Here is a 24830-nt window from a genome sequence, read left to right on the forward strand (position 1 = left end):
CCAATGCCTCTCCCTCTCCCCTTCCCAAGGGGAGAGGGGTCCCTTTGTCCGGGGATTCTCCCTCTCCCCTTCCCAAAGGGAGAGGGTCGGGGAGAGGGGTCCCTTTGTCCGAGGACTCTCCCTCTCCCCTTCCCAAGGGGAGAGGGTCGGGGAGAGGGGTCCCTTTGTCCGAGGACTCTCCCTCTCCCCTTCCCAAAGGGAGAGGGTCGGGGAGAGGGGTCACCTTATGTCTAGTCCATCCCACGCTCCCCCCATTATGCCTACCGTCCCTCCACTCCCAGCCGTCCAAACCCAGGGCTTGACCCGCATGTATGGGAACATCGCTGCCCTCTACGGCCTGGATTTAATCGTCAACAAAGGCGATTTGTTCGGGTTCATTGGCTCCAACGGCGCCGGCAAAACGACCACCTTGCGCATCCTCGCCACCTTTCTGGCCCCATCGGCCGGCCAGGCCCGTGTCCTCGGCCATGACGTCGTGCGCGATGCCAATGCCGTCCGCCATGTCATCGGCTACATGCCCGACTTCTTCGGCGTGTACAAGGACATGGAAGTAACCGAGTATCTCGATTTCTTCGGCGCTTGTTATAAAATCCCAACTACCCAAAGGGAAAAGACCGTCAATGACGTCCTCGAGTTGGTCGGGTTGAGCGAGAAAAAAGGCTCGCTCATCGGCGCTCTGAGCCGGGGCATGCAACAGCGGTTGGGGCTCGCCCGCGTCCTCATTCATGACCCACAGGTGTTGCTCCTGGACGAGCCGGCCAGCGGCCTGGACCCTCGCGCCCGCATCGAGATGATGGCCATCCTCCAGGAACTCCAGCGCCTCGGAAAAACCATCATCATCTCCTCCCACATCCTCAGCGAACTTCAAACCCTCTGCAACCGCGTCGCCATCATTGAAAAAGGAAAGCTCATCTATAGCGGCCCCGTCCAGGGTGTCCGGGACCAGATGACCCAAGGTTGCGTGCTCTGGGTTAGGGTTTCTAGCGATCAAAGCCAAGCCATCGAATTACTCAAGGCCCGCCCGGAAATTGCCGATGTCGCCGTCACCGATGGCGAACTCAAAATCACTCTGACCGGCGCCAACATCGATCACAGCATCGTCGCCGATGTCCTGGTGCGCGGCGGGGCCAAACTCATCGAGTTGCGTGAGGATGAAATCGGCCTCGAAGAGGTCTTCCTGAGAGTCACCCGCGGCGAAACCCAGTGAGGCGCTCAAAACGAGAAGCAGAATTGGCCGCCCTGGAAGTTGGGGCCGACCACCGGCTGCAGCGCTACCCCCCAGCGGTTGCGGCTGAAATGCACCACGACATGCCCCACCAAAGTCCCAATGGCCGCCCCCGCCAGCTCGTCGGAGGCCCAATGGTAATCGCTATTCAACCGCGCGTAACCGACCATGCTTGCCAGGCCGTAGGAGGCCGCCTTGCTCCAAATCGAATCGTAATGTTCCGCAATCACCGCGTCGAAATGTTGTCGAGCCTGCCGTTGCGGTTCCGTTGGACGGCCGGCGCGGTGAAGGTCTCTTTGACATCACAAAGCACGAGTTTCCAATAGGCCTTTGTAAAGGGATTGGGCGGGATGGCGGCATCGCCAGCCGGGGTGGAGGAGTCTGGTTCCCCCAGGGCCAGGGTAAGCTCGGGCGATATTACAGAAGCCCACAGGGCGCTTCTCACAGAGGAGTCTGCAACATGTGCCACAACCGTAAGCTGCCGAGGATTCTCCCTCTCCCCTTCCGAAGGAGAGAGGGTCGGGGAGAGGGGTCCCTGCGTCCGAGGACTCTCCCTCTCCCCTTCCGAAGGGGAGAGGGTCGGGGAGAGGGGTCCCACATAAACTACAGCTTTACTCTGCCGATGCTTCCCCCTCTCCCCCCCTTGCAGTCCCTGCCCCGACCAGTAAACGCATTAAGGTCGAATAAAGGTAAATCAAACCAAATTCAACCAAATGAAACCAATTCGCGGATAAAAGTGCACCCCATCTCCCCGAAAATCCGGTCAACTCGGCAAAGAAACGGTAAAGTGAACCCCCATCGTGCCAGCCCATTCTCCCCATCGCTCTCAGCCACCCCGGTCACCAAAAGTAGCCAACAGACACCAATAGACACCAATTCGCGTATAAAAATGAACCCCCTCACTTCCAACTCATTCCATCGTACCGCCCGCTTTCTTCTCCACCGGCGCCGCGCCGGAAAAATCGCCCGCCTGCCACAGCCCATCCGCGAGCAAATCGACCTCATGCTCCGCGACGGCCTCACCTACGCCCAAATCATCGCCAAACTCGGCCCGGACGCCAAACACCTCAATAAAGACAACCTCTCTCGCTGGCGAAAAGCCCAGCACCAGGATTGGCTGGCTCACCAATCTAGTCTGGAAGCCGGCGGCCGCCCCGCTCACGCCTCGCCGGAAGTCAACAACATCGCCTTCCTGCTGCACGAATTTGACTCCGACACCCTCCGCCACAGAGCCTCGCACGGCCCCCACGCCTTTAATCGAATCTTTAACCTGAGCGCCCGATTGCTGAACGCCTTTGCAAAAAACGGCAAATCCACCCCTGCGCCACCATCCGGCGCCGCCCCCCCCACCAATAACGCCTGCTAACACCTACTCACGTCAATTAACATCTCCCTCTTTTTGCCTCCAACTGTTAGAGCCTCTCCCCACAGACTTGAGCATTGAGCATTTTGGATTTTTCATTGACCGCCCCCACGCTTGCCTTTGAACCCGTTTTGCCTTACTGAAATCAACCTATGAACATGAACCAGCCCAACCGCCCGTTCACCCGGCGCAGCTTTCTCAAAACCTCAGGCGCCGCTCTGGGCCTGGCCGGCGTGGCCGGGTTTCCAGGGGAGTCTTACGCCGAGTCCGCCCAAGCCTGGCCCCCAGCCGCTCATTCCCTCGTGCGGCCCGGGGACATCATCCTGTTCCAAGGCGATTCGATCACGGATTTTGGCCGCAGCCGGGAACACGCCCAGGAAGCCAATAGCCAGCCCGCTTTGGGCACGGGCTATGCCTGGCTGGTGGCAGCGGGCTTGCTGGTCGATCATCCCCAAGCAAACCTCAAGATTTACAATCGCGGCGTCAGCGGCAATAAGGTCTTTCAACTCGCCGACCGCTGGCAGGCCGATTGCCTCGACCTCAAACCGAACCTGCTCAGCATCCTGATTGGAGTCAATGACCTCTGGCACACCATCGATGGAAAATACAACGGCACAGTCGAGATTTACGAACGCGATTACCGCGCCCTGCTCGAACGCACCCGCAAAGCCTTGCCCAAACTCAAGCTCGTCATTTGCGAGCCTTTTGTCCTCCGCTGCGGCGCCGTCAATGACAAGTGGTTTCCGCTGTTTGATGAATACCGCGCCGCAGCCGCGCGGGTGGCCCGGGCCTATCACGCCACGTTCATCCCGTTCCAGGCGATGTTCGACCAGGCCGTCAAATACGCCCCGCCCGAGCGCTGGTCCAAGGACGGCGTCCACCCCAGCAACGACGGCGGCGCGCTGATGGCCCAGAACTGGCTCCGCGCCGCCGCCGGCAAAGGATGACAGAACCCGTAGCAGCCGACGCCAGGAGGCTCTTTTGCCGCTACCCCCTCCGCGCCCATCTCCCCAAAATCATCAACCCGCATATCCCCACACAAATCCAGCCGAATACGTCCCCGTTTCGGGTATAGAACGTCAGGGTGCGCGCCGTCCCCGGCGGCGCCAGCGGCACCTCGATCGTCATGAACCCCGGCCCGTAAATCGTCCCATGGTCATCCCGAAAAATGTCCCGCAGCCGGCCATCGCTATCAATCCAGCAGGTCAGGCCGTTGTTGCAGCAACGGAGCAGCGGCACGTGGTTTTCAACCGCGCGAAACAGGGCCGTCGTTGCGTGCTGCCACTGCTCGGCCCCCTCGTCGAACCAGCCGTCATTGGTAATATTGACCAGGAAATCCGTGTCCGGCCCCGTGCTGTCGCGCCCAAGCTGCGGGAAAGTGTCTTCATAACAAATCAGCACCGACGTCCTCACGCCCAGGTCGCGCAGCTCAAAAGGAACGGGGCGAGTCCCCGGCGTAAACCCGCCCTGGATAGGCGTGAAATACTTGAGGAACGGCAGCCAATGTTGAAACGGCACATACTCGCCAAACATCACCAGGTTCCGTTTGATGTAGCGCTCGCGCAGTTGCCCCTCCGGGCTCACCAGGAAGCTGCTGTTAAAATAATTCTCCTCGCGTTGCACGGCGTTCCGGCGCGGCTCGGCATCGTCGGACCCGAGAATGATCCAGACATGATGCCGGTGGGCCAGGCCGGTGATGGCGTCGAAGGTGGCCTGATCATAACGAATCATTTCAGGAACCGCCGACTCGGGCCACACGAGGAGGTCGGGCCGGTTGGTCAGCGCCGCTTCAGAAAGCTCGAGGACATGCCGAAACCGGTTCGTGTCGTCGCTGGCATTCCAGATCACCGTTTGGGGAATGCTCGGCTGCACCAGGGCCACTTTCAGCGCGTGCTCGGCGGCGGGCTGGCTGCGCAGATGCCGCGTGCCCAGGTTGAACACTACCGCCACCACCAGCAGCGGCAGAAGCACTTCGCCAACCCACACCGAGCGCGCTGTTGGCCGCCGGATGACCATCAGCGCCGCCGAGAGCAGCGAGAGGGAACCCCAGGCAACCAGAAAGGAGACACCATACACCCCGGTAATTGACGACATCTGAATGAGCGGCGCCATCCGGTACTGCGACACCCCAAGCAGGTTCCACGGAAATCCCCCAAGAAACCGCGCCAGGACCATCTCGAACGCAACCCAACTGGCGGCGCCCCCAAGCGCCCAACACATGCGCCTCGCCCAACCGCGCGCCAGGACGCCTCGCAAGTCCTGTGCGTCGCTGGTCCCGAAAAGGGATTGGGCCAGCGGTTCTGAAGGGGCCTTGGGCGCGCCCCGGTGGACTGCAGCTACCAGCGCAACCCACGTCGCCGGGAACAACGCCAACACACCGCTCATTGCAAGCCATCCGGCCGCAGGCGCCAGAGGCAGCCCGTGCCAGCGATACGGGATTAACAACACCCAATAAAGAATCGACAGGTAATGAACCAGCGCCCCGGCATATCCAATCCGAAACCGCTCACCACCGCTTTTGCCCAACGCGGCGCCTGCGAGAATGCCAGGGCCGATCCAGGCCATGCCGGCAACCCCGATGTTGGGGAAGGCGGACGTCAGCACCAATCCTCCCAGCATCGCCAGGGCGTAACGGCTGCGAAACAACGGAATTTGCGGCGGCATCCGTTTGGCTCCTATTGCTACGCAGCAACAACAACTCGCCTAAGGACCGCTTCCTTGCAGATGTCGCGCGCGGCATTTGGCCGACCCAGGGCTTTGGCTGCGCGCCCCATCTCGCTGAGCTTCTTCGTTCCCAGCAACTGCTCGATGCGATACGGCAAATCATCGACGCGATTGGCCTTTGCCGCCGCGCCGCGTTCGAGAAGGAAATCGCTGTTGGCCGCCTCCTGCCCCGGGATGGGGTTGATAATAAACAGCGGCTTGCCCAACGCCAGCACCTCGGATGTGGTGAGCCCGCCGGGTTTGGAAATGATGAGGTCCGCAGCGGCCATGAGTTCGTGCATATTCGAAGCAAAACCAAGCACACGCGTCGGATGCCGGCGGTCCTGCGCCGCCAGCTCACGCCGCAATTCCTCATTGCGCCCCGCAACGACCACCGTTTGGAACAACGCCTCGACTTTATCCAGCGCTTTAAGAATCTCCCCCACCGGTCCCATGCCAAACCCGCCGCTCAACACCAGCAACACCGGCTGATCATCGCGAAGACCAAAAGCTTTGCGCGCCCCTTTGGCATCCGGCTTGGCGGAGAACTTGGCCGAGATGGGAATGCCCGTCACCACGACATCCCCGGCAGGCGCGCCTCGGGCCACCAGCCGGGCTTTGGTGTGTTCAGCCGCAACACAATACAAATCGACGCATGCGTCCATCCACAGCGCGTGCGCCTCGAAATCGGTGACCACGCTCACCGCCAGCGGGCGCAGCCCATTCTTTTTCCGGCGCAATTCACTCAAGGTTTCGAGCGGCAGGTAATGGGCGCACAGCGCGATGTCGGGCCTAAACTTCTCGACATGCCGCGCGAACTTCGCCCGCGAATTGCTCGGAAAAATGCGCTTCAACCGATTGAGCCGGCGAGCGACCTCGGGGTCGTCGGTTTTGCCGAACATCATGCCCCACAACTCGGGCGCATGCGCAACCAGCTTCACATACCCGTCCGAAACTATCTTGCGATGCAGCGGAGAAAAGAACTTCACCAGGTCAATCTGCTCGACCACGTCTTCCGGGCGCGCGGCGCGCCAGGCCTCATCCAACGCCGCCGCCGCTGCCAAGTGCCCTGCCCCGGCTGTGACCGTCGCGATGAGAATACGCATAAGTTCTTCCCGCACCTTGCCGAATGCATTGCGAATTGAGAAGCCCAATTTTGATAGCGGCAGGCGCTGGAATCCTAAGTCGAGGGTGGGGCCGCTGCCAGGTTCCCCTCTCCCATTCTGCGGCCAGAGGGCTAGGGAGAGGGGCCTGTTCGCTGGTTGCGCTTAAAGACTTTCATTGGCGGGGTGCAGCGAGTGGAGCCTCCTCTCCGCGCCGACCCTATCTCCACCTTTGCGTTACACAACGCTCGCGCCTTGGCCTTGACACTCAGCCCGGGCTGGCAATCATCTTAACAATGCCTTCTCCGCTTACAAAGGCGTCAGAATCCGGCACGCCGGCTTCTCCGCCCTTAAAGTCTTCCGGGTTGACCTCCTATCACTGGCTCGTTCTGGGCCTGGCCGCCTGTGGCTGGCTCTTCGACTGCATGGGCCAGAGGGTGTTTGTGTTGTCGCGCGAGCCTGCCCTGAGAGAGTTGCTCGGCAGTGGCGCAACCGATGCCTTGGTCAAATCCTGGGGCGGCTGGGCAACGGCTGTCATGATGATCGGTTGGGCCACCGGTGGCATCCTTTTCGGCTCAATGAGCGATCGCTTGGGCCGAGTCAAAACCATGATGGCTACTCTGGTGGCCTACACCCTCTTTTCAGGTTTGACCGGCTTGGCCCGGACTGGCTCGGAATTCCTAGCTTACCGTTTTCTGGGTGGCCTGGGCATCGGCGGGATGTTCGGCGCCGCCACCACCCTCGTGGCTGAGAGCATTCCAAGCCGTGTCCGCGCCCTGGCCCTCGGCGCCATGCAAGCCCTCTCCGCTTTCGGCAATATTTTGGGTTCTCTCATGAGCGTCTGGATTCAACCTGGTCAGAAGGATTTTTATCACGGTTACGCGGGCTGGCGATTCATCTTTTTTGCCGGGGCCGTGCCGATCCTGTTGCTGGCGCCAATCGCACTGCTGCTGCACGAGCCGGAGCCCTGGCTGGAGGCCAAGCGCCGCGCCAAAGAGTCCGGAGACCATTCCAAGAGAGTAGGCTCGATCTTCGATCTCTTTCGCCACCCTGTGTGGCGCCGCAACACCCTGGTGGGCATCGCGCTGGGCCTGGCCGGCATGGCGGGCCTGTGGGGAATCGGTTTCTTCTCGCCGGAACTGATTTCAACAGCGCTCCGGGGCGAACCTCAACGAGTGGTGGATGTGGTGCGCGGATGTGGCTTGACATTGCAGGATGTCGGGGCCTTCCTCGGCATGCTCACCTTTACCTTGGCGGCTACCTACGCCGGACGGCGGATCGCCTTTCTCGGCGCCTTCGCCCTTTGCCTGGTCACGACGGTGTTCGTCTTTAACAACCTGCGTAGCGGAAGCGATGCCTACTGGATGCTCCCCATCATGGGCTTTGCCCAACTATCCGTGTTTGGAGGCTATTCGATTTATTTCCCGGAATTATTCCCGACCCGCCTGCGGGGCACCGGCGTGAGTTTCTGTTACAACACGGTGCGGTACCTGGCGGCGGCCTTTCCGCCGATGCTCATGTATCTCAATGGCCTGCTGCACGAGCATCACATCAACGAACCGTTCCGCCGCGCGGCGACGCTTCTTTCGCTGGTTTTCATTGTCGGCATGGTCGCGCTGATATGGGCGCCCGAGACCAAGGGGAAAGCCTTGCCGGAGGATTAGAAAGAAATTAAAGGATGTTTGAAAATGGACGGCTCCCTCTCCTCTTCGTTCTCGTTCTCGTCCTTCGTCCTCGATTTTTCAGGGCTTTCGAGAACGAGGACGACCACGAGGAGGAGGACGAAGAGCGGCAGTGGCTCAGCCTCAGGCCGAAGCTGGGGTGGCGGATGCCTGCTTTGGTTCTTCCTTGGCCTCGGCAGGCGCTTTGCCCTCTTGCGCAGGTTGGGTTTCGGCTACCGGTTTGGTTTCTTCCGCCGGTTTGCTTTCCTGAGGCTCAGCGGGAGTAACGGGCATATCGACCCATTCAAGGATAGCGAGATGCCCGGCATCGCCTTGGCGCTGGCCCAGTTTCACAATCCGTGTATAACCGCCATGGCGCTCCTTTTGGAACGGAGCGATTTCGTTGAAGAGGATTTTGACCACGTCCTCCTGGTGCAATCGTGCAGCAGCCAGGCGGCGGTCATGCAGAGTGCCCTTTTTGCCCAAGGTGACCATCTTTTCGGCCACCGAGCGCGCTGCTTTGGCCTTGGCCAAAGTGGTGGTGACCCGTTTATGTTTGATGAGGCTGCAAACCAGGTTGGCAAGCATCGCGTTGCGATGCTGGCCGGTGCGGCCCAGCTTGGCGGTTCGCTTTAGGTGTCGCATAATAAGTGGCGCAGATTGGGCATGGCCCGGACGGGATAGGCGCCCAAGCAGCTATTGATTATCGCGTGATGGTGGTGATCTCTTCTTTGGGCGCTTCGAGCAGGTCGGGCTCGAAGGCCATGCCCAGGGTCAGACCCAACGCCGCCAGTTTCTCTTTTATTTCATTGAGCGATTTCTTGCCGAAGTTACGATACTTCAGCATTTCCTGCTCGCTCTTCATCGCTAACTGGCCAACCGTTGTGATATTGGCGTTGTTCAAACAATTGGCTGCCCGGACGCTCAACTCGATTTCGTTTACGCTCATATTGAGCAGTTTCTTGAGTTTGGTCTTCTCTTCGTCCTGTTTATCGACCACCTCTTCGAATTCGACGGCGTTCTTATCATACCCAACGAATACATCGAGATGATGCTGCAGGATGGCAGAGGCTTGCGTCAACGCGTCATCGGGCGAGATGCGCCCGTCGGTCCAAATCTCCAGCAGCAGCCGATCATAATCCGTGCGCTGCCCGACGCGGGCGTTTTCGACGGCGTAGCGGACGCGTGTCACCGGTGAAAAAAGCGAGTCAATCGCGACGACGCCGATGGCCTGGTTAGGCTTTTTGTTTTCATCCCCAGGCAGAAAGCCGCGTCCGACTTTGATTTCGAGCTCCATCTCAAACTTTTTCTTCTTGTCCAAAGTGCAGATGTGCTGGCTGGGGTTGACCAGTTCGAGGTTCTGGTTGAGCTGGATGTCGGCAGCGGTCACTTCACCCTCTTTATTGACCGAAAGCATCAAGGTCTGCGGATCGCGGCTATGCGAACGGAAGAGCACCTTTTTCAAATTGAGCACGATATCGGTGACATCTTCAACAACGCCCTCGATGGTGGCAAATTCGTGCATGGCGCCATCAACTTTGATCGAGCTGATGGCGGCCCCTTCCAACGAAGAGAGCAGCACCCGCCGCAGCGAGTTGCCCACCGTATGGCCGTAACCGGTTTCAAATGGCTCGGCAATGAATTTGGCGTAGGTTTCCGTCGCGGTCGTGTCTTCCTTGGTCAACCGCTTGGGCATTTCGAACCGTCCTAAACGTACTGGCATAACTTTCCTTTCACAATTTTAATCTGGCCGGCCCGCTATTCCCAAGCGGTCCAACCCGTATAATTGTTTGTTTTTACTGTTAAACTAGCGGGAATAAAATTCTACCACAGCCTGCTCGTTGGCGATAGGTTGGATTTCGTCGCGGGTCGGGATACGCATCACCACCCCTTTGAGGGCCTCCTTATCGAGCGTCAGCCAATCGGGCACAGCGCGGCTGGCGGCAATTTCGAGGTTCTTTGTGGCCAATTGACGAGCGGCATTGGAATTCTTGATGTCAATCGTATCGTTCACCTTTAAGCCGTAAGAAGGGATATTGACCTTCCGTCCGTTGACCCGGACATGGCCGTGAGAGACCAACTGGCGGGCTGCAGCCCGAGTATTGGCAAAGCCCAGATGATAGCAAACGTTATCCAGGCGGGTCTCGAGAATCTGGAGCATCTGCTCGCCGGTGACGCCGCGGCGTTTGAGGGCCCGTTCATAAACCCCGCGAAACTGCCGCTCCAGCAGCCCGTAATAATAGCGCAGCTTCTGCTTCTCAATTAAGCCCAGGCCGTAATCGGTATGTTTGCGGCGCGACTTGGGCCCATGCACTCCCGGGCCGTAATTGCGGCGCTCGAGATACTTGGTCGGGCCGAAGATGGGGATGCCAAATCGGCGGCTAATTCGAACGCGGGGACCTGTATAACGTGCCATAATTTAAAAATGCCAATAAAGGGTTAAGGGGCTACACCCGACGCTTCTTGCGCGGGCGGCAGCCATTATGAGGAACGGGAGTCACGTCCTTGATGGTGGTGATTTCGAGCCCGATTGCCTGAAGAGCGCGAATGGCCGATTCACGGCCCGAGCCCGGCCCTTTAACCCGCACCTCGATCTCCTTCATCCCGTGAGCCATCGCCTGGCGGGCGGCGTCCTGGGCCACCTGCTGGGCAGCATAAGCGGTGCTCTTGCGTGAACCCTTGAATCCGACACGCCCGGCGCTGGACCAGCCGATGACATGGCCTTGCATATCGGTAATGCTGACCAGCGTATTATTGAATGTGGCCAGGATATTGGCCACCCCGCTGAGGATATTCTTAGCGCCTTTGGCCTTGACGATCTTTTTCCCCGCCATTTCATCAGCGAGCAACTCAGCCGCAGTCGGGGCGGCCCCGGCAACTGGCGTCGCAGCACCTTCTGCGGCTTTGGGGGCTTCAACGCCCGGCGCAGCAGGCGTGGCAGTTTCCTGAGAAGCACCGGCAGCAGCCGCGGCCTTTTTAGGCGCTTTAGGGGCCTGGCCTTCAGCCGCAGGTTTGGCAGCGCCTTTTTCATCGGCGCCTTCGGGCTTCGCTTCCTTCTTTGGGGTTTGTTTCTTTTTGGGTTCGTCAGCCATAAACAAAAGACCTTAGTGGATACCGGTCTTGGCAGCAGGGTTGCGAACAACTCCCACTGTTTTGCGCGGCCCTTTGCGGGTGCGCGCATTGGTTTGGGTCCGCTGGCCGCGCACGGGCAAACCGCGCAGATGCCGGATGCCGCGGTAACTTTTGATGCCCTGGAGGCGTTTTAGATTCATGCCGATCTCGCGGCGCAGGTCGCCTTCGATGATATATTTGCCATCTTGAATCGCGTGCACGATTTGGGAGAGCTGTTGTTCCGTGAGGTCCTTGGCGCGGATTGCGGGGTCGATTTTGGCCTTGGCCAGGATAACCTTCGAGTTGCTGGTTCCGATGCCATAGATGTAGCGCAACGCGACATCGATGCGCTTGTTGGGCGGGACCTCTACTCCAATGATGCGAGCCATATTCTTTTATGTAATTACGGAATTCAGTTCAATCAGCCCTGGCGCTGCTTGTGCCGGGCGTTAGTGCAAATGACACGGATGACGCCTTTGCGGCGCACAATTTTGCAATTCTCGCAAAGCTTCTTAACGGATGCGCGAACTTTCATAATCTTGATTCGTTTCTGCTACTATTCGACCATGCGACAAATCATAAGCCGATAATTCCAAGCTGACCTTGTCGCCGGCGTCCAAAGAGACAAAGCCCGCTCGCGCCTTGCCGGCGACAAACGCAAGCAGCCGATGGCCATTGGCCAACTCGACTCGATACGTCCGGTTGGGCAAAGCTTCCAACACTATACCTTCAACCTTGATGGCATCTGTTCGGGCCATGTCAGAATCTCCGGTTCCGCCTCCGTGATGAGCACCGTGTGCTCAAAATGGGCGGATAATGAACCATCTTGGCTGACGACTGTCCAGCCATCATTCAATATTTTTACCGCGGGCAGCCCCGCATTGACCATCGGTTCGATGGCTATGGTCATCCCTGGCCGCAGTTTCGGCGAGGACTTGCCGTCCACGAAATTGGGCACCTGCGGTTCTTCGTGCATCGAGCGACCGACGCCGTGGCCGACGAATTCGCGAACTACGCTGAAGCCGTTGGTTTCCACATACTTCTGTATGGCGCTCGAAATATCCACCACACGGTTTCCAGGCACGGCTTGCGCAATCCCCTCATAAAGGGCCTTTTCGGTCACGTCCATCAGTTTCTGCGCCAATATGCCACATCCACCCACTGGCACTGTTCGAGCGGTATCTCCAATAAATCCATTGTAAACGACACCGATGTCCAGGCTGACAATGTCTCCAAAGCTCAACTGCCGTTGTCCGGCCAAGCCATGCACAACCTGTTCATTCACCGAGATACACGCGTGACGGGGAAACTTGCGGTAACCTAAGAAAGCGCTCTTGGCGCCATAATGCTTCATCCGCTCAGCAGCGAACTGATCGACCTGTAGCGTTGTGACACCCGGTTGAATGAAAGCGCCCACCTCGTTTAACACCGTGCTGGCCACAGCACAGGCGGGGCGCATGGCTTCCAAATCCCGTTCACTCTTAATGAGGATCATCGGTTTTGAGGCCATTGCTCAACCGGAACGCTGCGCGACATCTCACTTTGAGAGGTTCTCACATGAATCGGCCGCGGAGCCGCCCTTTCTTCAAAAAGCCGTCATAATGGCGCATGAGCAGGTGCGTTTCCATCTGGCGCATGGTGTCGAGAAGCACCCCGACCAGGATGAGCATGCTGGTGCCGCCAAAAAAGGTAGCGACCGCGTACGGGATGTTTAGCTCGTTATACAGCAATAACGGGATGACAGCGATCACGGTCAAAAACACAGCACCGGCCAGGGTTATCCGGCTCATCGAATTGTGCAGGTAATCGCTGGTGGCCTGCCCGGGCCGCACTCCGGGGATATAGCCGCCGTTTTTCTTCAAATCATCCGCTATTTGCAGTTCGTTAAACTGCGTGGCCACCCAGAAATAGGAGAAAAACAGGATCATCAGAGAATAGATCAGGAGATAAAAAAAGGAGCGCTCGGCCAGCAATCGCGCCAGGCGAATGCTGATATCCGCGAGCCATTTCACTCCAAGGTTATGGCTGCTATTGAATGTCTCCCCGGCGAACAGGAAAATTTTCTGGGGAAACATCAGGATGGCCTGCGCAAAGATGATCGGCATCACGCCGGCGTAATTGACGCGCAGGGGCATGAACGAGGTTGTGCCCTGGTAAATTTTGCGCCCCACTGCGCGTTGCGCGTATTGGACGGGGACCTTGCGTTCGGCCTGAGTAATGGCGATGACTCCGGCAATGACTCCGGCCAGCAGCAAGACCAGCGCGATGGCATGTCCGAAATTAAACTGAGCTTCCCCGCCGCCGGGCGGGGCAAACATGTCTTTCAGGGCAACGATGGCTTGGGGCAGCCGAGCCAGGATGCCGATGGTGATGACAAGCGAAACTCCATTTCCAATACCGCGATCCGTGATCTGCTCCCCAAACCACATTAACAGCATCGTCCCCGTCGTCAAAATAATGGTCGTTTGAATCCGATACCACCACAAATGCGACGCGCTATAGAGCACCAACTGCCCAATACCCGCTCCGAAGATTTTCTCGGGGTGTTCCCAGCCGAAAGCCATGAACAGGCCCTGGCCGAGACAAAGGGCCACCGTCCCGTACCGGCCATACTGAACGATCTTGGTTCGACCGCCTTCTTCCCGGGACATCTTGCTCCATTGCGGGACGACCGCCGTGAGTAATTGGATGATAATCGTCGCGCTGATATACGGCATGATGCCCAGGGCACCCACCGCGCAATGTTCCATGGCGCCTCCCGTGAACAGGCTGTACATACCCAGCACCGACGCCCCCGTCTGCTGGTGCTTACTGAAGAACTGCGCCAGCTTGCCGCCGTCCAGGCCCGGGATTGTAATCCAGGCCTCAAGGCGGCAGATGCCTAGAAGGAGCAGCGTGAAAAGAATCCGGGACTTGAGCTCGGGGATTTTAAAACAATTACTGAATGTATTGGCAATGGCGGCTAACATGTCGAATCAATCAAAGGCTTATGACGAAATCACAGGAGTCTTTGCCGCTATCTCGCACGTGCCCCCTTTTGCCTCAATTTTGGCCTTGGCCGAGGCGCTAAAAGCATGGGCGGTGACGTTCAGTTTGCGCGTGAGTTCCCCGTCACCCAGAATCTTAATGCCTTGCACAAGGCCCGGCCCATTGGCAAGGCCCGCCTTGCGCAGGAGCGCTTCATCGACTCGTGCGCCGTCCTCGAACCGGTTGAGGGATTCAATATTCACAGCCAGATAACGAGTTTCATGGCGGATATTATTAAAGCCGCGCTTGGGGATGCGCCGAATCAGCGGCATCTGACCGCCTTCAAAACCGATGCGGATCGAGCTGCCGGAACGGGCCGTCTGCCCTTTCCCACCGCGCCCGCTGGTTTTGCCGTGGCCGCTGGATTCGCCCTGCCCAAGGCGCTTGCGACGGTGCTTGGAGCCGGGACGGGGTTTGAGATCGTGTAATCGCATAAAATCGGGTGGTTTATCCAGCCGTTGGGCTCGGAGCAGGCGCCTGAGCCGCCTCAGCCGGGAGAGCCTCGGGCGGTTTAAGGCTTTCGACTTTCTTAATCTGTAATCCGCGCCCCCGATAAATATCCTCGCGCAGCCTGAGACTCAGGAGGGCTTGCAGAGTGGCTTTGACCACGTTGGCGGCATTCTTCGAGCCGAGCGATTTGCTAAGGACGTCTTTAACTCCAGCCGATTCAAGGACCGCTCGGACCGTTTTGCCCGCGATAATGCCGGTGCCAGGCGAAGCCGGCCTGAGGAGCACCTTGGCCCCGCAATAGTGAGAGAAAACCTCGTGCGGCAACGTAGCATCCTTCAGGGAGACGCTCACCATCTGAGCCCTTGCCAACTCGCCACCTTTCCGGATGGCATCGGCCACTTCACCCGCCTTGCCCAAACCTACACCAACACGCCCCCGCTTATCCCCTACCACGACCAGGGCGCTGAAGTTAAAACGCCGTCCCCCTTTAACCACTTTTGCGGAGCGGTTAATGAAAACCACCTTTTCGATTAGCTCTTGTTCCTGGCCTTCCCCAAACTCAGACTGCTCTTGCGCAGGCCGGTTGCGGCGCCCGCGGAAACCCCCGCGCGGACCGCGGTGCTCGGCGCGTGGTTCGGCCGATGGTTTTACGGTTTCGACTTTATCGTCGGTTTCGATTTTTGTTGGTTCAGCCACAATTATAATTTCTTGTCCGGTTTTCGGTTAAAACTTCAGCCCGGCCTCCCGCGCCGCATCGGCCAAGGCCTTAACCTTGCCATGATAGCGGGCGCTACCGCGGTCGAAAATAACTTCTTTGATGCCTTTGCCCAGGGCCGCCTGGGCGGCCAAAGCGCCGAGAGTCTTGGCGCTGCGAGAATTGGCCGCGAGCTTCTCCCGGTCGGGAGTGGCTTTGCCCGTTGTGGAGGCTGCCGCCAGCGTCACGCCGGCCTGGTCATCGATGAACTGCACGTGGATGTTCTTTTGCGTGAAACACACGCTCATCCGAGGACGCTCTTTTGTGCCACTGAGCTTCTTGCGAATGCGCCAGCGCCGCTTAAGAGCCAGCCGTTGTTTCTGTTCAGTTCTCATCTTGCATCCTATTGAACCGTCTTGCCTTCCTTGCGAGTTACGTGCTCGCCCACGTAGCGCACCCCTTTGCCTTTGTAGGGCTCGGGCGGATAGAAGCTGCGCAACTCGGAGGCCACCTGTCCTACCATCTGCCGGTCCGGCCCCTCGATGGTCAGTTTCGTGTTTTCCTCGACGGTCACCTTGATCTGATCGGGAATCGCGTAATTAATTGGGTGCGAGTAGCCCAGGCTCATATTGACCATTTTGCCCTGCACCGCCGCCTTAAATCCAACTCCCTGGATTTCGAGCTTCTTAACAAAACCTTCGCTAACCCCGCGCACCATGTTGTTGACCAGCGCGCGGCTCAGCCCGTGCAGGGCCTTGACTGCGTCATCATCACCCTGGCGGCTGACCAACAGCCGGCCATTATCCATTTTAATGCTGGTGCGCCGGGGAAGTTGCCAGTTGAGTTTGCCCTTTGGGCCTTCAACAAAAACCTGCTGGCCTTTGACTTCCACCTTCACTTTGGGCGGGATGGGAATGGGTTGGTTTCCTATACGGGACATAAATTCTTTAAAAGTGCAATGGGCATATCAGGCAATTACCAAACGTAACAGAGCAGCTCGCCCCCGAGGTTCTTCTTGCGCGCCTGCAGGCCGGTCATGACTCCCTCGGAAGTCGAGAGCACCGCGACTCCCAAGCCCCCGCGCACACGGGGAATTTCAGTGGAGCCCACATAGCGGCGCAGCCCGGGGGTGCTGATGCGGCGCAGTCCTTCGATCACGCTCTTTTTGCCCTGGTACTTCAGGCGCAGCTTGATGGTCTTGGGTAGCTGGCCCTCGACGGCAAAGTCGTTGATGTAACCTTCGCGTTTGAGAATGCCGGCAAGGCTCTCTTTCATTCGGGAGTGCGGCACATCCACCATCGGCAGCAACGCTCGGTTGGCGTTGCGGATGCGGGTGAGCATATCGGAAATCGGGTCGTTCACAAAAATTATTCTTTAAAACGTTAAGAACAAAGGAAAGGGATATGCGCGCTCATTACCAACTGGCTTTCGTGACGCCCGGGATTAGACCCGACAGCGCCGCTTCACGGAACGTCATACGCGAGCAACCGAACTTGCGCAGGTACCCATGACGCCGCCCGCTCATCGAGCAGCGATTCACCACACGCGACGGGCTGGCATTCCGCGGCAGCTTGGACAAAGCTGCGTAGTCCTTCTTGGCCTTTAATTCCGCGCGCAACGCGGCATATTTCTTTACCGTTGCGGCCTTCTTCTTGTTCCGTTCGATCCAGGAGACTTTAGCCATAATTTAAATATAAATCGCGACGAGTTACGCTTTGATTTCCTGCGGTGTTTCCTTGGCGGGTTCCTTGGCCTTAATCTCGGCGAAGGGCATGCCCATTAACTTCAAAAGGTCCAGCGCCTCTTCATTCGTGCGGGCACTGGTGACGATGGTGATGTCCATCCCCTGCTGCCGCTTAATCTTGTCCAACTCGATTTCGGGGAAAATTGTCTGGTCGCCCACGCCCAGCGAATAATTGCCACGCCCGTCAAAAGACCGCGGGGACAGGCCGCGGAAGTCGCGAATCCGGGGCAGCGCGGTCGCAATGAGGCGGTCAAAGAATTCATACATCACATCGCGTCGAAGAGTGACGTGGCAGCCGATGGGTTGACCCTCACGGAGCTTGAAATTGGCAATGCTATGGCGCGACTTGCTGATGGCGGCCTTGCGCCCGGTAATGAGGGACAGGTCCTTGGCAGCGTCATCCAGAGCGCTCTTTTCCAGCGAGGCGCTCACCCCCATGTTAACGACGATCTTCTGCATGCGCGGGACTTGATGCGGATTGGCATACTTGTGCTTTTCCTTCAAGGCCGGCACGACCTCGGAGAGGTATTTCTGATATAAACGCGCTTTCATTTTTACTTCAGTGTCATGCCTGGTCAGGCGCCGCTGCCCCGTGCTTGGCGGCCCGGGCATCGAACGCTTCCGCCTTCATGACGTTGGAGATGTGCAAAGTGCCTTCCCGCTCGACAATCTGTCCATTGGGATATTGCTGGCTCTTGCGCATGTGCCGTTTGATCATGTGAATCCCTTCGACAATGACCCGCTGCTCTTTAGACAGCACCGCCAGCACCCGGCCGCGCTTGCCCTTGTCGGCCCCGGCAATGACCACCACATTATCGCTTTTCTTGACTCTGGACATAATTAGATAACCTCCGGCGCCAGCGAAACGATCTTCATAAATTTCTTGTCCCGCAATTCCCGGGCGACCGGTCCGAAAATGCGGGTCCCGCGCGGGTTTAATTCCTTGTCGATAATCACAATGGCGTTGCTGTCGAATCGCAGGTACGACCCGTCATTGCGCCGGATGGCCTGGCGGGTGCGCACCACCACCGCATCCACCACTTCGCCCTTTTTGACGGTGCCATCCGGGGTGGCTTCCTTGATATGAGCTTTGATGATGTCGCCGATATGGGCATAGCGCTGGTTGCGGCCCAGCACACCAATGGCTGCCGCGCGTTTAGCGCCGGTATTGTCAGCCACATCTAAAATCGAGCGAATCTGTAACATAAATCAGTAAGCAATCGGAACGATCATCAGGCGGCGATGGGGGCGATTTGAATCGCGCGTTCGACAACCTCCACCAGGCGCCAGCGTTTCGTCTTGGACAGCGGGCGGGTCTCCTCGATTCGCACCCGATCCCCAACTTTGGCCTCGCCCTTCTCGTCGTGGGCATAGAATTTCTTGTAACCGGTCACCACTTTCTTGTACTTGGGATGGGGAAACCGGCGCTCGACGCGCACGATGATGGTTTTGGTCATCTTGTTTGAGATGACCTTGCCCACGCGCTCTTTGCGCTGGGCTCGCGAACTCGGAGCCGCTGCCGCTGCTGTCGGGGTGTCAATAGTTTCAGACATAGAAAATGGTTAGGCGGCCTTTCTGCGCAAAGCCGAGAGGCGGGTTTCGATGCGGGCGATGTCGCGGCGCAAGGTGTGCAGGCGCGCCGGCTTTTCCAATTGCGCGCTGGCCTGCTGCAAACGCAGGTTGAAAAGCTCCTGGCGAAGGTTCCTGCCATCCGCCAGCAATTCCTCGAACGTTTTTTCCTGAATCTCTTTTCTCTGGGATTTCTTCATGACTTTAGCCGATGCGATGGCGGGAAATGAATTTGGTTTTAATCGGCAGCTTCGTAGCGGCCAACCGGAGCGACTCGCGCGCGACCGCTTCGGTAACGCCATCCACCTCGAAGAGAATGTTTGCCGGCCGTATCACAGCCACCCAGGATTCCAGGGGCCCTTTGCCTTTGCCCATCCGGGTTTCCAGCGGCTTCTTGGTGTATGATTTTTGTGGGAAAACCCGAATCCACATCTTGCCGTGCCGCTTCATATTACGGGCAATGGCGACGCGGGCGGCCTCCAATTGCTTGGTGTCAAGCCAGCAGCGTTGCAACGCCATTAATCCATACTCGCCAAAGGCCACGGTCTGGCCCCGCGAAGCTATCCCGGCCCGGCTGCCCCGGTGCATCTTGCGGTACTTCACTCTTTCGGGAATCATTGGCATAAAAAATTCCTTCTACTCAAATCGAGCTGGCCACCGGTTCTGGCCGTGGCGGAAATTCGGACGGCGGTTGGCCGGGTAGAGGCTTGGTGCCTTTGGCTTCGCCTTTGCAAACCCAGCATTTAATCCCCAGCTTGCCATAGACCGTGTGGGCCTCCGCAAACCCGTAGTCGATATCCGCCCGCAACGTGTGCAGCGGAACCCGGCCCCAGTGATATTGCTCGACGCGGGCCAGTTCCGCGCCGCCCAAACGGCCCGCGCAACGTATCTTGATCCCCTCAGCCCCAAAATCCTTCGCCGTCTGCAGTGCCTTCTTCATCGCCCGCCGAAACGAAACGCGCCGCTCCAATTGGAGGGCGACGTTTTCAGCAACGAGCTGGGCATCAGTTTCGGGGTGCTTGATTTCAATAATATCAACGTAAATCTCCTTGCCCGTCATCTTGCTAAGCTCTTCCTTGAGTTTGTCGATCTCCGCACCTTTCCGCCCAATGACGATCCCTGGCCGAGCTGTCAGAATCGTTATGCGGCACCGGTTGGCCGCGCGCTCGATGAGTATCTTGGGCACCGACGCGCTCTCGAGCTTCTTCTTCAGCAGCTCGCGAATCTCGCGGTCCTCGGTCAGGAGTTTGCCGAATTCCTTTTTGCCCGCATACCATTTGGAACGCCAGTCATGATTGACCGCGATGCGCAGACCGATTGGATTAGTTTTCTGTCCCATATCAAACGTGGCTCGATGGAGGAGTGGGGTGGTGGAGTTTATTCATCGGACAAAACGATTTTGATATGGCAATTGCGCTTGAGAATAGGACCGGCCGAGCCGCGGGCTTTGGGGGTGAACCGCCGGAGGGTCGAGGCCGTTTGGGCCAGGGCTTCCTTGATGACCAGCCGGTCGGTCTTCATCGCGCTGTAATCCTTGTGGTGCGTCTTGAGGTCCTCGGCATTGGCAATGGCCGATTGGAGCGTCTTGGCCACCAACCGCGCCCCTTTTCGAGGCGTGACCCCCAGGGCCGCCTGGGCTTGCGCGGCAGGCAAACCCTGAATCTGGCGAACCACTTCGCGCATCTTTTGGGCCGACATGCGCACATTCTTGGTGATGGCTTGGACTTCCATAAGCTTTACTTGGCTTCCGCCTTCGCCGTGTGGGCGCCGTGTTTCTTGAACGTCCGCGTCGGAGAAAACTCTCCCAGCCGGTGGCCGACCATGTTTTCGGTCACAAACACCGGGTTAAATATCTTGCCGTTGTGGACGGTGAAGGTCAGGCCCACGAAATCCGGTGTGATCATCGACCGGCGCGACCAGGTCTTGATCGGCGTTTTGGATTTCGTGTCCTTCGCCTTCTGGATTTTCTCCAGCAAATGCCCATCCACAAACGGGCCCTTTTTAATTGAGCGTCCCATAATTACAAAATGTTCACACGTTCTTCATCGGACGGCCATCGCGGCGGACCAGAATAAAGCGATTCGAGTATTTCTTCTTTTCCCGCGTGCGGTACCCCTTGGCCAACAGCCCCCAAGGTGAGGTCAATTGCTGCCAGCCGCCGCCTGACTTGGATTTGCCGGCCCCGCCCCCATTCGGGTGATCCACCGGGTTGCGCGATACCCCACGGTTAATTGGCCGGATTCCCCGGTGCCGTGACCGGCCCGCTTTGCCCAAAACCACATTCTCGTGCTCGGTATTGCCTACCTGGCCGATAGTCGCGTAGCAATTCTCATTGAACCTGCGGATTTCTCCCGAAGGCAGCCGGATTTGCGCATACCCTTCGTCGCGGGACATCAGCATTGCAGAGGCCCCTGCCGTGCGGACCATCTGGGCGCCCCGACCGGGAGTCAGCTCTATATTATGAATCGGCATTCCAACCGGCACCGAGCGCAGGGGCAGGCTATTGCCAAGGTCCGGAGGAGCCGTCGGGCCGCTCATTAGCCGAGCCCCCACCTGCAGCCCATTGGGCGCGATGATATACGCCTTCTCGCCATCTTTGTACTCCAGCAATGCCAGCCGCGCCGTGCGGCCAGGGTCATATTCGATCGCCGCCACGGTGGCTTCCACGCCATGCTTCTTGCGTTTGAAATCCACCAACCGCGTCTTCTGCTTATGACCCCCGCCAATACCCCGAGCCGTGACGCGACCGTAGGCATTACGCCCCCCGGTGCGCTTGCGGGTCTCGACCAGTTCCTTTTCAGGTTTGGTCTTTGTTATGTCGCTGTAATCCGCATACGCAATATAACGCGTAGATGGCGTCAGCGGTCTAAATGTCTTTACTGGCATAAATCCCAATCAGTTACGGTCCCAAGTCAGCTACTTGGAGAGCGGAGCCATCAATCCTGCCCCCAGATGGGCGGCCAGTTATCGGTTCCGCAGGTTATGCTGTCCGCACCCGAGCCGGGTGAAACGGAGCCGGGAATATAGCAAACGCGATTCCACATGCAATAGATATTTAAAAGTTTTTTGTAATGCCTCAGTGACCGACTACGGGGCTGCCGGCTGAAGCCGGCGTTCCGGACGCGCGGAACGCCGCCTTTAGGCGGCAGCGCCCGCCGTCACTAACCGATTACAGATTTTTGAAGCCCCCCGGTCCAGGGGGCAGTTCGCTCCTCCTTCCTCCTCGCGAGGAGAGCACCGCGTAGGGGTGCCCCGAGGCCAAAGGCCTCGCTTATACCAGCCCAGGGCCAGCGCCGTGGGAAGAGAAACCAACACTCCGCCTGCACGCCTACGGCCTGCCTCATAGAGCCCTCTATAAAGCAGGCCGCTTGACTTAGGTTTTACAAGAGTTTTCCGGCGGCTGCGACGGATGCTTTCCAAAAGCAATTGTTTGGACTAACCTTGCGTGCCCCGATGGCGCAAATGCTCCTCATCCCGGATGCGCGGCCGCTCGAACAGCGGCTGGTTCGGAAGTTTTTTCGCAAAACGCCCCGGCGGCCGGGGGTTTACCTGATGAAAGATGCCGCCGAGAAAGTGGTTTACGTCGGCAAGGCCAAAGACCTCCGGCAGCGATTGAACAACTATCGAGTCGCCAACCCCGACCGGATGCCCCGCCGCCATCTGCGAATGCTTCGCGAGGTGATGCGGATCGAGTTCCAGTTTTGTGCCAATGAAACCCCGGCCTTGGCGCGCGAAGCCCATCTGTTGCGCTCGCTCAAGCCAAAATTCAACCGGGCCGGTGTCTGGCCCGGCAAGGCCCGCTTTCTGGTTTGGCGGGTGCGACACACCCTGTTGGAAATGTCGGTCGTGGAAACGCCCCAACCGGGGTGGCAACGCATTGGTCCGCTGGGCAGCAACGCTGTTCACCTGCACCGGGCTTTGGTGCGACTGTTCTGGCTCGCTCTCAATCCCGCGCGCGCACTGGCCGGCCTGCCGGCGGGGTGGGTGCACGGACACTTCATGGGCACGACTGCGCTTCACTGCGACCGCTCAACGGACGAGCTTTGCAATGCGCTCGAAATGTTCTTTTGGGGCACACCCAGCGAATTCATGTCGTGGCTCGAATCAAAATACGCGCAACGCATATCGGCATTTGAGCGTAGCGCAATCAAATGCGACTTGCAGATGCTCGAGGAATTCGCACAGAGGCAGCAGAAACAAAAAGAAAACCGATGCCAGTTGGCACTGCTGTGACCGGCAAGAAGGTTCAAAAGCCTGAACGCAGCGCGCAAGTGTCTGCCCTTAAACCGAAACTCGCACGCACGCCGTGAGCGTGCTCTTCGTTTCGCACAACTCGTGAAGTCAGTCTGGCTCGGGGCGGGTGGTTTTCAGTTCACCGCGCACAAAACTCACAACCCGCGCCTGGGAGTCATCCTCCCCAGGAGCAACAATCGTCAAACGAACGGTGGTTCCCGCAGGACCTCGAATCAATGCAACCGCTTGTGCAAGCCTGTCCACGTGCACGGGAACGGCCGGCCCGTCTTTCTGGGCGACTGCTATGATTCGATCACCCACGTGGACGTCCTCGCGAGCAGCGGCTGGGGAACCCTTCTTCGAACGCGGCATACGGCGCAGCGTACAAAAACAATTAATTCCTCAATTGGTTAGTCCATTGGATGTCCGTGCCCGCGAGAAATGCGGTTAGCACATCTCTCCGAATCCTTCAGCTTCGCGGGAGTCGGGTCCTGACATAATTGACGTGGTATTCGTCAGTTTCCATTATTCGCCCAGGTTATGCCGAAGCAACGCGTTCAATTTCGATGGCGACAACACCGTAACGGTTTTGCCTTTGACTGCGATCAGCTTTTGTCCACGGAACTTTGCGAGCGTGCGTGAGAAGGTTTCGGTGACCGTGCCGAGCTCCGCCGCCAGCACACGCTTGGCGCTCGTCAATTCGATTGCCACGGGTGTCTTGCCCAGCGGATCAGCGCAGCGCTTCACGAGCCAGTTTGCCAGACGCGTTTCGACATCCTTTAATGCCAGGTCTTCAAGCTGCCCCACCAGCACCCGCAAATGGCTGCTCATCGAGCCAAGCATCCGCAGCGCCAGTTCCGGCTGGCGCCTGAGCAAGCCGAGAATGCCCTCCTTTTGCACGAGCAAAACCTGCGTCGGCTCCAGGGCTCGCGCGTCGGCTGGATAACCGGTGGCCGAGGCCAGGGCCACTTCGGCAAAGGAATCGCCCGTGCGAAAAACGTGGATGATCTGCTCCTTGCCGGTGGCGCTGACGCGATGGACGTTCACGGCGCCGCGTTGCACGACGTAGAATCCGCGCGCCGGATCGCCTTCGTGGAAGAGATACTCGCCCTTGTCGAGCGATTTCACAACCGTGACCTCCGCGATGTTTTCCAAATCCGCCCGCGCCAGCCCCGCGAAAAGCTGACAGGTCCGCAACGAGCTAATAATCGCTGTTTTCTTGAATTCGGCCAGCACCGACATGGCCCCATTCAAGCAGCCTTGCGCCAAAGGTAAATCAGCCAGTCGCTGCCCGTGCCGCGTTCGACTTTGCTGGCGAAGCCACCAAGTTGCGCTTTTCGTTGCGACACCAATTCATCAGGACCTTGACCTGCATCAAATATCTCCAATGCAGGGCGTGCGAGAGTTAGAGCATGAATACGAGCGCCCAACCAGCCTTCCGGGCCGGCATTGCCTCCGCTGACCGGAAACCCATGGCCGATTTTGCGAGCAAACGATCAACCCGCGAATGGAAAACGATGGAGACGATGATCCACATTCATTGCCGGGACTATCATCAGCCGGACGGAACACTATGCGCCGAATGTCAGGGACTGCTGGATTACGCCACAATGCGGTTAGAACGTTGCCGGTTTGGCGCACAAAAGCCGACTTGCGCGAGATGCCCCGTACATTGCTACCAGCGCACCCGCCGTGAACAGGTCAAGGCCGTAATGCGCTATGCCGGTCCGCGCATGGTCTGGGAACATCCAGTCATGAGTTTGTGCCATTGGCTGGACGGATTGCGCAGAGGAAAGAGCTGCGATGGGTCCTCTATTTGACTTGGCCAGAGCTTTCCCCGGGAGCGTTTGACTCCTGTTCGCACTCAGCCAGCAACCGCCTGTAAGCCTGGCGGGCATGCTCATAAGCCTGTTGCGCCTCCTCCAATTCATCCGGTTTGATGAACTG

Annotated in this window: 37 protein-coding genes; 6 read left to right on the forward strand and 31 right to left on the reverse strand. The window is 58.3% G+C overall.

All coding sequences use genetic code 11. The features are described from left to right. The first annotated feature begins 256 nt into the window (after window positions 1-256). On the forward strand, window positions 257-1207 hold the full coding sequence (locus VG146_11090) for an ABC transporter ATP-binding protein (GenBank protein HEV2392891.1): 951 nt from the start codon (window positions 257-259) through the stop codon (window positions 1205-1207). Between the two features lie 5 nt (window positions 1208-1212). Here VG146_11090 and VG146_11095 read toward each other — a convergent pair whose 3' ends face one another. Both VG146_11095 and VG146_11100 read right to left on the reverse strand, forming a co-directional pair. Then, a complete protein-coding gene (locus VG146_11095; protein HEV2392892.1) occupies window positions 1213-1455 on the reverse strand; it encodes a phosphatase PAP2 family protein in 243 nt (80 codons plus the stop codon). Continuing rightward, window positions 1452-1670 (reverse strand): hypothetical protein, encoded by a 219-nt coding sequence (locus VG146_11100; protein ID HEV2392893.1) that lies wholly within the window; start codon window positions 1668-1670, stop codon window positions 1452-1454. The genes VG146_11095 and VG146_11100 overlap by 4 nt, the downstream gene beginning before the upstream one ends. Before the next feature lie 444 nt (window positions 1671-2114). Between VG146_11100 and VG146_11105 the strand changes: the two genes are divergently transcribed. Together VG146_11105 and VG146_11110 are read left to right on the forward strand one after the other, a co-directional pair. Next, a complete protein-coding gene (locus tag VG146_11105; GenBank protein ID HEV2392894.1) occupies window positions 2115-2591 on the forward strand; it encodes a hypothetical protein in 477 nt (158 codons plus the stop codon). Between the two features lie 149 nt (window positions 2592-2740). Then, window positions 2741-3535, forward strand: coding sequence for an SGNH/GDSL hydrolase family protein (locus tag VG146_11110; protein ID HEV2392895.1), 795 nt, complete (start codon window positions 2741-2743; stop codon window positions 3533-3535). 40 nt (window positions 3536-3575) lie between these two features. Here the strand turns inward: VG146_11110 and lnt are convergent, their stop codons facing one another. Next, window positions 3576-5252, reverse strand: a complete 1677-nt coding sequence (lnt, locus tag VG146_11115; protein ID HEV2392896.1) for an apolipoprotein N-acyltransferase — start codon at window positions 5250-5252, stop codon at window positions 3576-3578. A gap of 17 nt (window positions 5253-5269) precedes the next feature. Next, complete coding sequence (locus VG146_11120) at window positions 5270-6397, reverse strand: glycosyltransferase (protein ID HEV2392897.1); 1128 nt, start codon at window positions 6395-6397, stop codon at window positions 5270-5272. Between the two features lie 293 nt (window positions 6398-6690). On the opposite strand from VG146_11120, the gene VG146_11125 reads away from it, so the two are divergent. Continuing rightward, on the forward strand, window positions 6691-8058 hold the full coding sequence (locus tag VG146_11125) for an MFS transporter (GenBank protein ID HEV2392898.1): 1368 nt from the start codon (window positions 6691-6693) through the stop codon (window positions 8056-8058). A gap of 141 nt (window positions 8059-8199) precedes the next feature. Here VG146_11125 and rplQ read toward each other — a convergent pair whose 3' ends face one another. From rplQ to rplB, 25 genes are all read right to left on the reverse strand, one after another. After that, window positions 8200-8700 carry a 50S ribosomal protein L17 gene (rplQ, locus tag VG146_11130; protein ID HEV2392899.1) on the reverse strand — a complete coding sequence of 167 codons (501 nt, stop codon included), beginning with the start codon at window positions 8698-8700 and terminating at the stop codon, window positions 8200-8202. 58 nt (window positions 8701-8758) lie between these two features. Then, window positions 8759-9778, reverse strand: coding sequence for a DNA-directed RNA polymerase subunit alpha (locus VG146_11135; GenBank protein HEV2392900.1), 1020 nt, complete (start codon window positions 9776-9778; stop codon window positions 8759-8761). Window positions 9779-9862: 84 nt separating this feature from the next. After that, a complete protein-coding gene (rpsD, locus tag VG146_11140) occupies window positions 9863-10471 on the reverse strand; it encodes a 30S ribosomal protein S4 (protein HEV2392901.1) in 609 nt (202 codons plus the stop codon). Between the two features lie 31 nt (window positions 10472-10502). Next, window positions 10503-11147 carry a 30S ribosomal protein S11 gene (rpsK, locus tag VG146_11145; protein HEV2392902.1) on the reverse strand — a complete coding sequence of 215 codons (645 nt, stop codon included), beginning with the start codon at window positions 11145-11147 and terminating at the stop codon, window positions 10503-10505. 12 nt (window positions 11148-11159) lie between these two features. Next, window positions 11160-11555 carry a 30S ribosomal protein S13 gene (rpsM, locus tag VG146_11150; GenBank protein HEV2392903.1) on the reverse strand — a complete coding sequence of 132 codons (396 nt, stop codon included), beginning with the start codon at window positions 11553-11555 and terminating at the stop codon, window positions 11160-11162. A 32-nt stretch (window positions 11556-11587) separates the two neighbouring features. Continuing rightward, window positions 11588-11701 carry a 50S ribosomal protein L36 gene (gene rpmJ, locus VG146_11155; protein HEV2392904.1) on the reverse strand — a complete coding sequence of 38 codons (114 nt, stop codon included), beginning with the start codon at window positions 11699-11701 and terminating at the stop codon, window positions 11588-11590. Then, on the reverse strand, window positions 11679-11924 hold the full coding sequence (gene infA, locus VG146_11160; protein HEV2392905.1) for a translation initiation factor IF-1: 246 nt from the start codon (window positions 11922-11924) through the stop codon (window positions 11679-11681). Before infA ends, rpmJ begins: the two co-directional genes overlap by 23 nt. Beyond that, window positions 11888-12661, reverse strand: coding sequence for a type I methionyl aminopeptidase (gene map, locus VG146_11165; protein HEV2392906.1), 774 nt, complete (start codon window positions 12659-12661; stop codon window positions 11888-11890). Before map ends, infA begins: the two co-directional genes overlap by 37 nt. Before the next feature lie 58 nt (window positions 12662-12719). Next, on the reverse strand, window positions 12720-14135 hold the full coding sequence (gene secY, locus VG146_11170) for a preprotein translocase subunit SecY (GenBank protein ID HEV2392907.1): 1416 nt from the start codon (window positions 14133-14135) through the stop codon (window positions 12720-12722). A gap of 18 nt (window positions 14136-14153) precedes the next feature. Continuing rightward, a complete protein-coding gene (rplO, locus tag VG146_11175; protein ID HEV2392908.1) occupies window positions 14154-14627 on the reverse strand; it encodes a 50S ribosomal protein L15 in 474 nt (157 codons plus the stop codon). A 13-nt stretch (window positions 14628-14640) separates the two neighbouring features. Then, a complete protein-coding gene (rpsE, locus tag VG146_11180) occupies window positions 14641-15339 on the reverse strand; it encodes a 30S ribosomal protein S5 (protein ID HEV2392909.1) in 699 nt (232 codons plus the stop codon). A 27-nt stretch (window positions 15340-15366) separates the two neighbouring features. After that, window positions 15367-15732: a 50S ribosomal protein L18 gene (gene rplR / locus VG146_11185; protein ID HEV2392910.1), complete on the reverse strand. Its 366-nt coding sequence runs from the start codon at window positions 15730-15732 to the stop codon at window positions 15367-15369. Between the two features lie 8 nt (window positions 15733-15740). Beyond that, window positions 15741-16277 carry a 50S ribosomal protein L6 gene (gene rplF, locus VG146_11190; GenBank protein HEV2392911.1) on the reverse strand — a complete coding sequence of 179 codons (537 nt, stop codon included), beginning with the start codon at window positions 16275-16277 and terminating at the stop codon, window positions 15741-15743. Between the two features lie 35 nt (window positions 16278-16312). Next, window positions 16313-16699 (reverse strand): 30S ribosomal protein S8, encoded by a 387-nt coding sequence (rpsH, locus tag VG146_11195; GenBank protein HEV2392912.1) that lies wholly within the window; start codon window positions 16697-16699, stop codon window positions 16313-16315. Between the two features lie 52 nt (window positions 16700-16751). After that, window positions 16752-17021: a 30S ribosomal protein S14 gene (gene rpsN / locus VG146_11200; GenBank protein HEV2392913.1), complete on the reverse strand. Its 270-nt coding sequence runs from the start codon at window positions 17019-17021 to the stop codon at window positions 16752-16754. 24 nt (window positions 17022-17045) lie between these two features. Then, window positions 17046-17633: a 50S ribosomal protein L5 gene (gene rplE, locus VG146_11205; GenBank protein HEV2392914.1), complete on the reverse strand. Its 588-nt coding sequence runs from the start codon at window positions 17631-17633 to the stop codon at window positions 17046-17048. A gap of 13 nt (window positions 17634-17646) precedes the next feature. After that, window positions 17647-17919, reverse strand: coding sequence for a 50S ribosomal protein L24 (gene rplX / locus VG146_11210; GenBank protein ID HEV2392915.1), 273 nt, complete (start codon window positions 17917-17919; stop codon window positions 17647-17649). 2 nt (window positions 17920-17921) lie between these two features. Beyond that, window positions 17922-18287 (reverse strand): 50S ribosomal protein L14, encoded by a 366-nt coding sequence (gene rplN, locus VG146_11215; GenBank protein ID HEV2392916.1) that lies wholly within the window; start codon window positions 18285-18287, stop codon window positions 17922-17924. A 26-nt stretch (window positions 18288-18313) separates the two neighbouring features. Further along, complete coding sequence (gene rpsQ, locus VG146_11220; GenBank protein HEV2392917.1) at window positions 18314-18634, reverse strand: 30S ribosomal protein S17; 321 nt, start codon at window positions 18632-18634, stop codon at window positions 18314-18316. A gap of 9 nt (window positions 18635-18643) precedes the next feature. Beyond that, window positions 18644-18850: a 50S ribosomal protein L29 gene (gene rpmC, locus VG146_11225; GenBank protein ID HEV2392918.1), complete on the reverse strand. Its 207-nt coding sequence runs from the start codon at window positions 18848-18850 to the stop codon at window positions 18644-18646. A 4-nt stretch (window positions 18851-18854) separates the two neighbouring features. Beyond that, window positions 18855-19274 carry a 50S ribosomal protein L16 gene (rplP, locus tag VG146_11230; protein ID HEV2392919.1) on the reverse strand — a complete coding sequence of 140 codons (420 nt, stop codon included), beginning with the start codon at window positions 19272-19274 and terminating at the stop codon, window positions 18855-18857. A gap of 16 nt (window positions 19275-19290) precedes the next feature. Continuing rightward, a complete protein-coding gene (gene rpsC / locus VG146_11235) occupies window positions 19291-19989 on the reverse strand; it encodes a 30S ribosomal protein S3 (GenBank protein HEV2392920.1) in 699 nt (232 codons plus the stop codon). A 38-nt stretch (window positions 19990-20027) separates the two neighbouring features. Continuing rightward, window positions 20028-20381, reverse strand: coding sequence for a 50S ribosomal protein L22 (gene rplV, locus VG146_11240; protein ID HEV2392921.1), 354 nt, complete (start codon window positions 20379-20381; stop codon window positions 20028-20030). Window positions 20382-20386: 5 nt separating this feature from the next. Then, complete coding sequence (gene rpsS / locus VG146_11245) at window positions 20387-20668, reverse strand: 30S ribosomal protein S19 (GenBank protein ID HEV2392922.1); 282 nt, start codon at window positions 20666-20668, stop codon at window positions 20387-20389. Window positions 20669-20681: 13 nt separating this feature from the next. Then, entirely contained in the window at window positions 20682-21536 is an 855-nt protein-coding gene (gene rplB, locus VG146_11250; protein HEV2392923.1) for a 50S ribosomal protein L2, read from the reverse strand. A gap of 567 nt (window positions 21537-22103) precedes the next feature. Between rplB and VG146_11255 the strand changes: the two genes are divergently transcribed. Beyond that, on the forward strand, window positions 22104-22883 hold the full coding sequence (locus VG146_11255; GenBank protein HEV2392924.1) for a GIY-YIG nuclease family protein: 780 nt from the start codon (window positions 22104-22106) through the stop codon (window positions 22881-22883). Window positions 22884-22991: 108 nt separating this feature from the next. Here VG146_11255 and VG146_11260 read toward each other — a convergent pair whose 3' ends face one another. Beyond that, window positions 22992-23255 carry a PDZ domain-containing protein gene (locus VG146_11260; protein HEV2392925.1) on the reverse strand — a complete coding sequence of 88 codons (264 nt, stop codon included), beginning with the start codon at window positions 23253-23255 and terminating at the stop codon, window positions 22992-22994. A gap of 153 nt (window positions 23256-23408) precedes the next feature. Next, on the reverse strand, window positions 23409-24125 hold the full coding sequence (locus VG146_11265) for a Crp/Fnr family transcriptional regulator (GenBank protein HEV2392926.1): 717 nt from the start codon (window positions 24123-24125) through the stop codon (window positions 23409-23411). Between the two features lie 170 nt (window positions 24126-24295). Here VG146_11265 and VG146_11270 point away from each other — a divergent pair, with 170 nt between their 5' ends. Continuing rightward, on the forward strand, window positions 24296-24703 hold the full coding sequence (locus VG146_11270) for a nitrous oxide-stimulated promoter family protein (protein ID HEV2392927.1): 408 nt from the start codon (window positions 24296-24298) through the stop codon (window positions 24701-24703). Window positions 24704-24830 lie beyond the last annotated feature (127 nt).

Source organism: Verrucomicrobiia bacterium, from assembly GCA_035946615.1.
In the GTDB taxonomy this organism is placed as follows: Bacteria; Verrucomicrobiota; Verrucomicrobiia; order Limisphaerales; family UBA8199; genus DASYZB01.